The following is a 12,726-nucleotide window of genomic DNA, read 5'->3' on the forward strand; positions in this document are numbered from 1 at the left end:
TTGGCTGCACAAGGAGACCGGGAAGATGAATATGCGACTCGCTCAAGGCCGGAGAACCCTCGTCTCTCTTGCTCTAGGGTCGGCTCTGCTGCTGTCCACGGGCCTCCACCTCGGCGCCGCACTCCAGCCTCCCGCGCCTCCCGAGACGGCAACTCCGCTTCCGTTTGTCAGCCCGATCTTCGGCGACAACATGGTGCTGCAACGCGGCAAACCGGTCGCGATTTGGGGCTGGTCTCAACCCGGCGATGCCATCCGGGTCGAGATCGGTGAGAGCTCCGCGACCGCAACGGCAAGGGCCGATGGCCGGTGGCAGGCGAGCCTCCAGCCGCCTCCACCCGGTGGACCGTACACTGTCAGGATCTCCGGCCGCCAAACCGTCGTTCTGCACGAAGTCCTGGTCGGCGACGTGTGGCTCTGCGCGGGCCAGTCGAACATGGGGTTCGGCCTCGCTCAAGCCAGAAACGGCGCGGACGAAGTGAAGGCGGCCGATCATCCGCTGATCCGGTTCTTCAATGCGGGTCAGAAGTCCTCCTACTCGCCCGTCGACGTCCCGCGCGGTGCATGGAAGATCGTCTCGCCAGGCACCGTCGGCGGCTTTGGTGGCATCTCAGCCACGGCCTACTTTTTCGCCCGCAAACTCCAGGAATCCGTGCATGTCCCCATTGGCCTGATTCAGGAAGCAGTGGGCGGCGTGCCCGCCGAAACGTTTGCCAGCGCCGGTGCCCTGCGCCCGCTCAAGGATTTCGACGCGGGCCTCGCCGAGGTCGAACGCCGGCGCCAGATCGGCGGACCGCAATACGGCAACTACATCATGCACTGGTACGACGAGTTCGACATCGGCTCCAAAGGTGGCTCCTGGGCCGATCCCGCTCTCGACGATTCCTCGTGGACACAGGTAATGATTCCGGGTGGTTTCAAGGAACTCGGCGTCGCCGGCGTGCCTAGCCTGTGTTGGTTCCGCAAAGAGATCACCCTGCCGGCCACGCTTCCTTCCGGCATGGCGCGCGTGTATCTGGGATCGATCGAGAAGATGGACACCGCCTACATCAACGGGCAACAGGTGGGCGCCAGTTCCTGGGTCGAGAATCCGCGAGTCTATTTCGCTCGCAATGGCGTGCTGAAGCCGGGCCGGAACGTGATCACCCTGCGTGTGTTCAAGCTGAAACCCGAAGGCGGGTTCCTGGGCAAACCGGACGAAATGCGGCTCACCCTGGGCGACGGCACACTGGTCCCCCTCAGCGGCGAGTGGAAGGGCAAAGTGGCCGTGGACGCCCGTCCCCCACACCCGCTACCGGTCGGCTTCGAGAACCTGCCCACCATGCCCGGCGTCCTCTATAACGGCATGCTGGCGCCCGTCGCGCCGCTCTCCCTCACCGGAGCCATCTGGTATCAGGGCGAGTCCAACACCGAGCGCGCGCACCAATACCGCCGCCTGCTGCCTGCCATGATCGCCGATTGGCGGAAACTCTTCGGCCAGGGCGATTTCCCGTTCTACATCGTCGGCCTGCCGGCCTTCAAGCATCGCAGCGAAGTGCCCGTTGAGGATTCCTGGGCGGAGTTTCGAGAGGCCCAGGCGCTGACTGCGCAGAGCGTGCCAAACTCCTGCCTGGCTGTCACTCTCGACACCGGCGATCCCGACAACATCCACCCCATCGACAAAAGGGAGTCTGGCGAACGCCTCGCCCTCTGCGCCCTCGCCGGGCAGTACGGCCGCCAGGTACCCCATGTCGGCCCGACCGTCTCCAAGGTCGAACACCTGCCCGGTGCCTTGAAACTCCACTTCGCTCACGCCGATGGAGGACTCATCGTCAAGGGCGTCAAACTCGGCGAATTCTCCATCGCCGGGGACGACCGGAAATGGCACTGGGCGGAAGCCCGCATCGAAGGCGACGCCATTATCGTCTCCTCGGAATCTGTTGCCGACCCCAAGGCGGTTCGTTACGCCTGGCAGTCGAATCCGGCGGCCACGCTCTTCAATGGAGCCGGCCTGCCCGCCGCGCCGTTCCGTACCGACACCTGGCCCGGAATCACCCAGGGCCCTGCCGCTCACTGATACACAAGAGGTCCTCCACGATGTACTTCAAAACGATTTCCTGGTTCGCAATTGCATGCGCCCTCGCCCTGGGGCAGCCTGCCGGTGATTCAAAACCCGCTTCCACCAATGTGATGGGCGCGCAGTATCCCCGCGTCCATCCCGATCTTCGGGCCACCTTCCAGCTCAAGGCGCCGGAGGCGAAGCAGGTCCAGGTCCGCCTCGGTAAAACCTACGACATGCTGCGCGCGGACGACGGCGTCTGGAGCGTCACTATCCCCCCGCAGGCGCCCGGATTCCACTATTACTCTCTGGTAGTGGATGGCGTGGCTGTCAACGATCCAGGCAGCGAGACGTTCTATGGAACCAGTCGCCAGTCGAGCGCAATCGAGATTCCTGAGAAAAATGCGGACTACTACGAGATCCAGGCCGTGCCGCAAGGCGAGGTGCGCCAGTTTCGCTACTACTCCAAAGTAACCGGGGCCTGGCGCCGGGCCTTCGTCTACACGCCGCCCGGCTATGACGCGAACCAGAAACTCCGGTATCCCGTGCTTTACCTGCAGCATGGCGGCGGCGAGGATGAACGCGGCTGGACGGTGCAGGGCCGCGCCGACATCATTCTCGACAACCTAATCGCCCACAAGCAGGCCGTGCCCATGCTCATCGTGATGGACAAGGGCTATGCGGTGATGGCGGGTGAGAGGCCTTATGTCCGTGCGCCCGGCGAACCGTTCGACATGCGCCGGCTCTCCTCCCTCCCCGCGTTCGAGAAAGTGGTCATCAACGACCTGATCCCCGCCATCGACGCCCGCTATCGCACGTTGCCCGATCGCGACCATCGCGCCATGGCCGGACTCTCCATGGGCGGCGGCCAAACCTTCGAAATCGTCCTGCACAACCTCGACAAATTCGCCTATGTGGGCGGCTTCAGCGGAGTGCCGGGCGGCAACGGCGGCCCGGTCATCAATACGAAGACCGATTTCGACGGCGTGCTGGCCGACGCGCAGGCCTTCAATAAACGGATGAAGCTGGTCTGGATCGGCACCGGTACCGCCGAACCGGCCCCCATGTACAAAGGCATGCAGGGGTTCCGCGAGGCCATCGCCAGCGCCGGCATCCGCCACATCTATATTGAGTCGGAAGGCACCAGCCACGAGTGGCTCACCTGGCGACGCGCCCTCCACGATTTCGCGCCCAGGCTGTTCAAGGAGGCGAAATGATCCGCATCTGGCCCGCTCTTCTGGTATGCGCCCTCGCCCTGGCGCAGCCTGCCGACAACTCGAATCCAGCGGGTTCGAATGTGCCCGGTGCTGAGTATCCCCGCATTCATTCCGATCTGCGGGTGACCTTCCGGCTCAAGGCGCCGGAAGCGCGCAAGGTCCAGGTGCGTCTCGGCAAGGACTACGACATGACGCGCGCCGAAGACGGCACCTGGAGCGCGACCCTTCCGCCACAGGTGGCGGGTTTCCACTACTACTCCCTCGTGGTGGACGGCGTCGCCGTCAACGATCCCGGCAGCGAGACCTTCTACGGGTCCAGCCGGCAATCCAGCGGCATCGAGATTCCCGAGAAAGGCGTCGACTTCTATGAGGTAAAGAACGTCCCGCATGGAGAGATGCGCCAGTTCCGCTACTACTCCAGCGTGACCGGCTCCTGGCGGCGCGCCTTTGTCTACACGCCCCCGGACTACGACACCAACCTCAAAGCCCGCTACCCGCTCCTCCTCCTGCAGCACGGGGGTGGAGAAGATGAACGGGGCTGGGTCGTCCAGGGGCGAACCGACATCATCCTCGACAACCTGATCGCGGGTAAGAAAGCCGTGCCCATGATCGTCGTCATCGACAACAGCTACGCTTTCAAGCCGGGAGAAACACCGCCGTCGCTCCGTCCTCCGGCAGGGCCGCCCGGATCCTTCCGCATCGTGGTTTCGCCCACCTTCGGCGACGTCGTCGTCAAGGATCTGCTGCCCGCTCTCGATAAGCACTATCGCACGCTGGCTGATCGGGATCATCGCGCCATTGCCGGACTCTCGATGGGCGCGGCCTATGCCATGCAAGTCGGACTCGGCCACCTCGAAACATTCAGCCACTTCGGCTCGTTCAGTGGCACGGTCATGCGCGATCTGGACGTCAGAACCTCGTATGGCGGAGTGCTGAACAACGCAGTGGAGTTCAATCGAAAGTGCCGTTTGCTGTTCATCGCTGCCGGCACCGTCGAGCAATCGCGGCTGGACGCAGCCAGGCACGCGCGCGCCGAACTCGACAAGGTAGGCGTCAAATACGTTGCCTACGACTCCCCCGGTACCGACCATGAGTGGCTCACCTGGCGCCGCTCTCTCTACGAGTACGCTCAACGGCTGTTCAGAAACTAGGGAGATCGGCTCCCTGGACCCGGCAGAATGGCAGGTCGCCGGGGCCAGATAGACGCAAGGCCGAACTCGCCGCCTGAACCACCTCCTGCAACCTCCGGGACAATCAACAGAAAATCCCCTGGGGTATTTCGCGAGGGAGGTGATACAATCTGCACTAAATTCGGGGCTATGACATCCAACGCGGCGATTCTGCTGGAAGAGCGAAGAGCTGCCCTCAACGCAGTTCTTGATTCCAAGGAGTTCTCACGGGCGCCCGCCCTTGCCAAACTCCTGAAGTATCTCTGCGAGAAGACCTTTGAAGGAAGGTTCCATGAGATCAAGGAATTCAGCATCGCCACGGAAGTCTACGGCCGCAGCGAGACCTTTGGCGAGAAACGCGACTCTGTCGTTCGGGTCGAAATGTCCCGGCTGCGCAAGCGACTGCGGAACTACTACGCCGACGAAGGAGCCGCCCAATCCCTTCGCATCGTGATTCCCGCCGGCACCTACCAACCGGAGTTTGAGCCCGCAATCCGAGACCCCGGACATCGCCCCGAGGTCATCCAGTCTGCACCCCTCAACCGCCCAGGGAAGCGCATCCTCATCGCCTGCCTTGCGGCTGCTGCGCTTATCACCGCAGCCGTCGTTCTGTTACTCCTGCCGTACCGGAGCCAGCGGGCCGCGCCCGCCTCCCCACCACGCAATTCCGCCGATCGCGACACCCTGCCGGGCGGCGGCATTCCACGCCCCGTCCGCATCCTCGCGGGCTCTTCCATGGAACGCTCCGTCGATCGCTTCGGCGTGGAGTGGTCCGGCGACCGGTATTTTTCGGGAGGCGAACAGAACCACTGGCAATTTGGTGGCCAGGAGATGGGGGTGCCCATCCGGACCATCCGCTGGGCGCCGGATCAACTCTACTTCCGCAGCTTCCGTTTCGGCAGCTTCTCCTATCGCATCCCGCTCCCGCCGGGCAAGTACGACCTGCGGCTGTACTTCTCAGAAGTCATCTTCCTGCCCACAGAGCTCGGCGATGGGGTGGAGAACCGTAGGATCTTCGATGTCCTCATGAACGGTCAGCCGCTGTTGTCGTCCTTCGACATCGCTGCCGACGCCGGCGGTACCAACACGGCCGACATCCGCGCCTTCACCAATATCTCGCCCGAGAACGGCTTCCTCACGCTGGACTTCAAACCCATTCTCTCCGGCGCCTGGTTGAATGCCATTGAAATCATCCCAAACAACACCAGCCGGCCTCTCCCCATCCGCATCTTCACCCGGAACGCCAACTTCACAGACCACGAAGGAAACCTGTGGGAACTGGACCGCTACTACACCGGAGGCCGGCAGATCTCCGATGGCGAAATCGTCACCGGCGCCCACGACCCGGAACTCTTTCTATCGCAGCGCTACGGGAACTTCACATATCGTTTCCCAGTCCCTCCCGGCCGCTACCGGCTCCGGCTTCTCTTCGCCGAGACCTACTTCGGCCCCCACAACCGAGGCAAAGGCGGCCCGGGCAGCCGGATCTTCAACGTCCTCTGCGGTGGCGCGACGCTGCTACACCACTTCGAGATCTTCAAGGAAGCCGGCGAACGGCGCAGTATCGAGAAGGTGTTTCGCGGAGTGGTGCCCAACGCCCAGGGCCGCATCGACGTCACCTTTGAACCCGTCGTCCAATACGCAGCCGTCAACGCGTTGGAATTAACCCCCGAAAAGTGACTGTAGCCAATTAACCCCCATCTGTAACCACGCTGATTCCAAAAGACATCGCCCGCTAACCAGCGAGACTATTCGCGTCTAGCAGCGATCTGTTGCTCTCTCAACTGCATTTCCTTTACCTTCGCACTACTCAATTGGCGCACTGGATTGCGCCGCAGAGGGAGATGCCATGTTGCAAAGCTCAGTGGGTGCCCGCCTGTTCCTGGCGGCCTGCCTTCTATCTGGGGCCGCGGGCCTTTACGCACAAACCCTGGGTTCCATCGCCGGGGAAGTCCGCGATACCAGCGGAGCCGCCATTCCCGAAACCGCCATTACCGTGATCAACACTGGGACCAACGCCCAGCGCTCCGCGTTCACCAATGAAGCGGGCGGCTACGCCTTCCCATCCCTCCCGCCTGGCATCTATACCGTGAAGGCCGAACGGGCCGGGTTCAAGACCCTGCTGCGCACCCAGGTCGAGATCCAGGTCCAGCAGAACGCCCGCCTCGATTTCGAACTGCCGCTGGGCCAGGTCTCCGAATCCGTCGAAGTGGTCGCCAGTCCCCTGATGGTCAACGAGAACGCCACCGTCGGCACTGTCATCGAGAACAAGCGGATCGTCGAACTGCCCCTCAACGGGCGCAACTACCTGCAATTGGTCTCGCTCGCGCCGAACGTGTCCACAGGCTTCTCCACCCAGGGGCAAGCCGGAGCCCGGCAAGGCGGCATCCGCGCCTCCCAGACGATCTCGGTGGCCGGACAGCGCACGAACTTCAACCACTACACCCTGGATGGCGTCGAGAATACCGACCCCAACTTCAACACCTTCGTCGTCATGCCGTCCGTCGACGCGCTCCAGGAATTCAAGGTGCAGACAGGCATCTATCCGGCGGAATTCGGCCGCCAGACCACCCAGATCAACGTGCTGACCAAGTCCGGCACCAACCAGTATCACGGCACCGTCTTTGAGTTCCTCCGCAACGACAAGCTGGACGCTACCAGCTATGCGTTCACCTCACTGCGGCCGGTGAAAGACCCCTTCAAATGGAACCAGTACGGCTTCACTTTGGCCGGTCCCGTTTTGCTGCCGCGCCTCTTCAACGGCAAAGACAAGCTGTTCTTCATGGGCAACTACGAATCGTTCCGGAAACGGGGCAACACGACGGGCCTCTTCTCGCTCGCGCCGACGGCCTTCCAGAACGGAGATTACTCCGCGCTCTCCAGCCGGATCTACGACCCCCTCACCCGTACCCGCGCCGCCGATGGCACCCTTACCGGAACCCCTTTCGCCGGCAATGTGATCCCGGCCAACCGTATCAGCCCGACATCCAAGAAGCTGCTCGAGTTCTACCAGAACCCCACTCTGCCAGGCGTCACCAACAACTACGTACAGGCGCTGGCCCGGCCGCAGAACCGCGATCAGTTCATCGTCCGTCTCGACTACAACGAGTCGCCCAAATCCTCGTGGGCCGGCCGCTACAGCTGGGGCGACGAGAACGAGTCCAGCCCCGGCCTCAACCAGAACGGCACCAAGCTGGTCACCAACCTCGAGCAATACATGGGTTCGAATACCCGCACCCTGTCTCCCTCCATGGTGACGGAAACCCGCTTCGGCTACACGCGCTTCTACAACTCGGTAGGCACGCTCCTGGCCTTCCAGCGGAACGTTGTGGATGAGTTGTCGATTCCCGGGCTGAAAGGCGGCGATCCCGTCTCCTGGGGCATTCCCTCCATCGGGATTGCCAACTACCAGGGCATCGGCGACAGCACCGATGGGCCGTTCGAGAACAAGAACAGCACCCTCCAGTTCCTCAACAACACCTCGATCACGAAGGGCAGGCATTCCTTCCGCTTTGGTGGCGAAGTCCGCCGCGATCAGTTCAACCAGGTGGGCAACCAGTTTGGACGCGGCAGCTTCAGCTTCGCCGTTACCCCTACCCAAGACCCGCGAGCCCTCACCGCCGGCTCCGGTCTTCCCACCCAGGGCGACGCCTTCGCCTCTTTCCTCCTGGGCAACGTGACCCTCACGGAAGTCGCGGCGCAAATCGCGGCGGCCCAGTTTCGCGCCACCAGCTTCGCGCTCTATTTCGACGACGTCTGGAAACTCAGCCCCCAGGTCACCCTCTCCCTCGGCCTGCGCTACGAGAACACACCGCCCTGGGAAGACATCTCCGGCAACCTCACGACCGTCTTCTTCAACGCCTTCGACAATACTCCGAACGTGGCGGACCAGAGCCGCTACCCGGTGTTCCTCCGCCAGGGGCTAAGCTCCGGTGACCCCTACAGCGGTTTGAGAGTGCGCTGGCCGAACATCCCGCTCGTCCAGGATGGCCGCCTGGGGAATCGCCTCGTGAACCGCGACAACAACGACTTCGCGCCACGCATCGGACTCGCCTGGAGTCCAACCTCCAAGTGGGTGATCCGCACCGGAGCCGGCATGTTCTACAACCAGGACCAGGGCAACCCCCGCTTCGATGTCGCACGGAACGCCGCCGGCCGTACCCGCAACGACGACAATTCCGACTTCCCAACAGTCACCTGGGCTACCGGCGCGGCGGCGTTGAGCGGCTCAGTCGCGAACATCCTCACGCCCCAGGCGTTCTCCAATAAATACGACCGCCGGACCCCCTATTCGATGCAGTGGCTGTTCAACGTGCAGCGCGAACTCGCCAAGGATCTGTCCTTCGAAGCCGGCTACCTCGCCTCCGTCAGCCGGCACCTGGAATCCTATCGCGGCGTCAGCGCGTCGGTGCCGGGTCCCGGTTCCAACGCAAGCCGGTCCCCCTATCCCAATTGGGGCCTGCTCGTCCTCGTCGAGAACGGCGGCCGCGGCAACTACAACTCCCTGGGCACCAAGCTGACCAAGCGCTACTCCAGCGGACTCACCGCGCTGGTCTCCTACACCTGGTCGAAGTCGATCGACACCACCAGCGGGATCCGAACCTCCGACAGCGACTCCCTCTTCTCACAGGACGGCCGTTGCATGCTGTGCGATCGCGGCCTCTCAGCCTTCGACAACCGGCACCGCCTCGTCATCTCCGGACTCTACGATGTGCCGTTCGGCAAGGGCCGCAAGATGGCGATCCGCAACGGTTTCCTGGATGCCTTGGCCGGAGGCTGGCAGGTGGGCGGCATCAGCACCTGGCGCTCCGGCTTCCACATCAATCCCAGCGCCGGCGTGAATCGCGCCAACACCAACATCAACACCGATCGTCCGGATGCCTCCGGTCAATCCGTCAACCTCGACACGCCCACGACGGAACGCTGGTTCAACACCGCCGCGTTCATCCTCCAGCCGGTCTACCAGTTCGGCAATGCCGCGCGCAATTCCGTGCCCGGACCCGCCGGGTTCATGCTGGATTCCAACGTGCAGAAGAACTTCCGCCTGCCCTTCGAGGGCCACGAACTCCAGTTCCGCTGGGAGTGCTACAACCTGTTCAATCACCCGGTCTGGGGCTTCCCCACCGCGAATCTGAGCAGCGCGAATTTCGGCCGCATCACCTCCACGGCCGTCAGCATGCGGCAGATGCAGTTCGCGTTGAAATACGTCTTCTAGACAACGCCAGATGCTCAACCTTTCGATTCGATGCCTTCTCCCCGCGCTCTTCGCGGTGGGAGCATTGGCACAGAACGCCAGAAGTTGGAGCGAGCCTTTTCCGCCTCATCGCATCGCCGGCAATCTCTACTACGTCGGCACGCGGGGGCTCGCTTCCTACCTGATCACCACGCCCGAGGGCCACATCCTCATCAATAGCGGCCTGGAAAGCTCGGTGCCCCTCATCGAGGCCGGCATCACCCAACTCGGCTTCCGGTTCACCGATGTCAGGATCCTGCTGATCAGCCACGCCCACTGGGACCACAACGCGGGCAGCGCGCTGGTCAAGCAGCGCACCGGTGCGAAGTACGCGGTCATGGAGCCCGACGTCGCTGTCACCGAGGACGGGGGGAAATCCGACTTCTTCTACCACAGCTCTCCGCTATCGTTCTATCCCCCGGCCAAAGTAGACCGCGTCCTTCAGGACGGAGACCAGGTGAAACTCGGCGGAACCGTACTCACCGCCCATCTCACCGGTGGACACACGAAAGGCTGTACCACTTGGACCATGCAGGTGACGGAAGACAGCAGAACCTATGACGTCGTCATCGTCGGAAGCGTCAATGTCAACGCCGGTTTCCAGCTTGTGAAGAACCCGCGCTATCCCGGGATTGCGCAGGACTTCGTCCGCACCTTCGCGACGCTCAAAGCCCTGCACTGCGACATCTTCCTGGGCGCTCACGGCGACTACTACGGCCTCGAAGGCAAATTCGCCCACCTGCCGGCCCAGGGAACCAAAGTCTTCATCGACCCCGCTGGCTATACCGCCTATGTGGCGGAGCGGGAAAAAGCCTTCCTCCAGGAGTTGAAGCGTCAGCAGCGGTGACACCTGCTGGCCTGTTTGCAGCCCGTTACGGCCGCTGAGTGCCTCCAGCACGCAGCGTGATCTCGTACACACTGATGCTGGCGGGTGGCAGCGTCAACTTCCGCGGCGCTTCCGCCAGGGTACTCTCCGCCATCGTCGCTGGAGGACCGTTAAACCCGCCACGACCCGGCACGACTGGCGCCGGAGCACTGCCCGCGGGCGCGGTCAGTTGCCACACTCTCGCCGCTCCGCCCGCCTCGACGCCCCCGAGTTTCAACTCGCATTCCTGGTTCGCCTCTGTCGGATTCACCACCGAGATCACCAGCTTCTTGCGATCAGCGCTCAGCGCCGCAACCACGTCCAGCGGATACGTCGAACTGCCCGATGGACGCTCCGGCAGGTCCACCCACACCGTGCCCTTGATCGTGCGTTGCGGCGAATCCCCCGTCACGGCAACCGGCAGCGCGCCGGCAAACCGGTCGTGCAGCACCTTCATCACCAACCCCTCCATCCGCAGGCCGATCGCCTCACCATACGGATCCAGGGCCAGCGTGCCCATCCCACCCGTGGCCACGCCCAGGGCAACCATATCCGAGTGCCGGAAGAACTCGTGATACACCAGCGCATTCGTCATCGGATTCAACATCAGGCTGCTGGCCGGAGCCGGGCTCGACGCGCTCACCGGCCGGTTCCTCGGCGCCCATTCGTCAAACGCGAACCGGATGTCCTTGCCCTTCAGCGACGGCATCCGCTTCAGGTACTCCTCCCACGCTTCGAACTTCATCTGCACCTTGTTCGGCATGCGCCGCACACGATCCGCAATCGAGTCGTTGGCCTCGACGAACTGCTGCGAAGGCCCGTCGATCGCCAGATGAGGATAGCCGTAGAAGTGTTCGCCGAGATAGTCAATGTAATCCGCCGAACGCGCCAGCAGGGCGCCCGTCCAGTCATACTTCGTGCCGAAGCCGTATGGCACCTTATCGCTCACCGCCTCCCGTTCCGGGAAGGTGCCCAGTTGGCGGTTCTCAATGTACGTCCAGGACAGCTCCTCCGGAGTCGCGCTCGAAGCAATCACCTTGATCGCCGGATCGACTTTCCGCATCGCCCTGACGAACAGGTTGTGCTTGTCCGGATACTGCGTCACATCCATGTGGCCCCACTGCCACGGACCGTACATTTCGTTGCCGATCCCCCAGATCTTCACTCCGTAGGGAGCCGCGTGCCCGTTGGCCGCGCGCAGCTTGCCCATCGGGCTGGTCGCCGGGCCGTTCACATACTCCACCTCTTCAGCCGCCGAGTGGTCGTCACCCAACCCCGTATTCACCGCAATGTAGGGCTCCGCATTCAGCAGCCGGCAGAACGTCATGAAGTCGTCGATACCCATGTCGTTCGTCTCCATCCCGTTCCAGGCCAGCTCGCGCCGTGGCGGCCTCCGGTCGGCGTCCCCCAGCCCGTCGCGCCAGTCGTAGGCCGATACGAAGTTGCCGCCGGGCCAGCGGGCGATCCCGATGCCCTGTTCCTTCAGCAGCCGCACACTGGCGGCTTTGAAGCCCGAGACATTGTCCGCCGGCATCAGGGACGTCGCCCCGATGTGAAACGCTCCGCCGCCGCTCCCTGTGATCTCCAACCGCCCCTGCGTAGTGTCAGCCTTTGCCGTGAACTTCAGCGGGAACTTCGCATAGCCCGCTGTCAGCGTCCCCACACTCACCGTCTGGCGGTCCCCTGGATTCGGTCCCCAGATCAGGCTCACATCCACCTTGACCCCCGGACTGCCGCTCAGCACAACACGCCCCACATAGGCCCTGCCGGCGCGCAGCGCAAGCCCCGTCTGGCCGATGCCGCGCGGCGACGCCGCCTCCACCTGGATCAGCGGACTCCACTCCCCCACGTACGGACTCTTGCTGTCCATCACCACAAACTGATCCCCGCCGACCGGGAGCCATCGCCGGCGGGGCCCACGCCGGCCAAATCCTCCGACGGGTGCGGCGGGTTCCGGTTTCGAGTTGATCTCGTAGTAGAACTTCCGGTCGGACAGCATCTCAGCCCAGACCTGCGTCGTGGCCGGCTCCATGAAGCCGCCAAACACCAGCGGGCTGATGGGCTGTCCTGTGCGCGTGGCATCTATCCTGGCAGTCACGGGTTGGGCCGCCGCTGCTCCGGCGAGAGCCACAAACAGCACAGGCGCCGCGCACCAGGTCGAAACGCATTTCATGTCAAAACTCCAATTCAACTGCACTTCCGGTCAA

Annotated in this window: 7 protein-coding genes; 6 read left to right on the forward strand and 1 reads right to left on the reverse strand. The window is 63.2% G+C overall.

What is annotated here, in order from left to right; translation table 11 throughout:
- The first annotated feature begins 31 nt into the window (after positions 1–31).
- From ACR9Y2_RS21095 to bla, 6 genes are all read left to right on the forward strand, one after another.
- Complete coding sequence (locus tag ACR9Y2_RS21095; protein ID WP_435043633.1) at positions 32–2,053, forward strand: sialate O-acetylesterase; 2,022 nt, start codon at positions 32–34, stop codon at positions 2,051–2,053.
- Between the two features lie 20 nt (positions 2,054–2,073).
- Entirely contained in the window at positions 2,074–3,252 is a 1,179-nt protein-coding gene (locus ACR9Y2_RS21100) for an alpha/beta hydrolase-fold protein (protein WP_435043634.1), read from the forward strand.
- Complete coding sequence (locus ACR9Y2_RS21105) at positions 3,249–4,403, forward strand: alpha/beta hydrolase-fold protein (protein ID WP_435043635.1); 1,155 nt, start codon at positions 3,249–3,251, stop codon at positions 4,401–4,403. Before ACR9Y2_RS21100 ends, ACR9Y2_RS21105 begins: the two co-directional genes overlap by 4 nt.
- Positions 4,404–4,571: 168 nt before the next feature.
- Positions 4,572–6,101, forward strand: coding sequence for a malectin domain-containing carbohydrate-binding protein (locus ACR9Y2_RS21110; RefSeq protein ID WP_435043636.1), 1,530 nt, complete (start codon positions 4,572–4,574; stop codon positions 6,099–6,101).
- A 169-nt stretch (positions 6,102–6,270) separates the two neighbouring features.
- A complete protein-coding gene (locus ACR9Y2_RS21115; RefSeq protein WP_435043637.1) occupies positions 6,271–9,636 on the forward strand; it encodes a carboxypeptidase regulatory-like domain-containing protein in 3,366 nt (1,121 codons plus the stop codon).
- Positions 9,637–9,646: 10 nt separating this feature from the next.
- Complete coding sequence (gene bla / locus ACR9Y2_RS21120) at positions 9,647–10,501, forward strand: subclass B3 metallo-beta-lactamase (protein WP_435043638.1); 855 nt, start codon at positions 9,647–9,649, stop codon at positions 10,499–10,501.
- Positions 10,502–10,526: 25 nt separating this feature from the next.
- Here the strand turns inward: bla and ACR9Y2_RS21125 are convergent, their stop codons facing one another.
- A complete protein-coding gene (locus ACR9Y2_RS21125; protein ID WP_435043639.1) occupies positions 10,527–12,692 on the reverse strand; it encodes an alpha-N-arabinofuranosidase in 2,166 nt (721 codons plus the stop codon).
- Positions 12,693–12,726 lie beyond the last annotated feature (34 nt).

The sequence above is a fragment of the Paludibaculum fermentans genome, from assembly GCF_051172195.1.
GTDB classification, from domain to species: Bacteria; Acidobacteriota; Terriglobia; order Bryobacterales; family Bryobacteraceae; genus Paludibaculum; species Paludibaculum fermentans_A.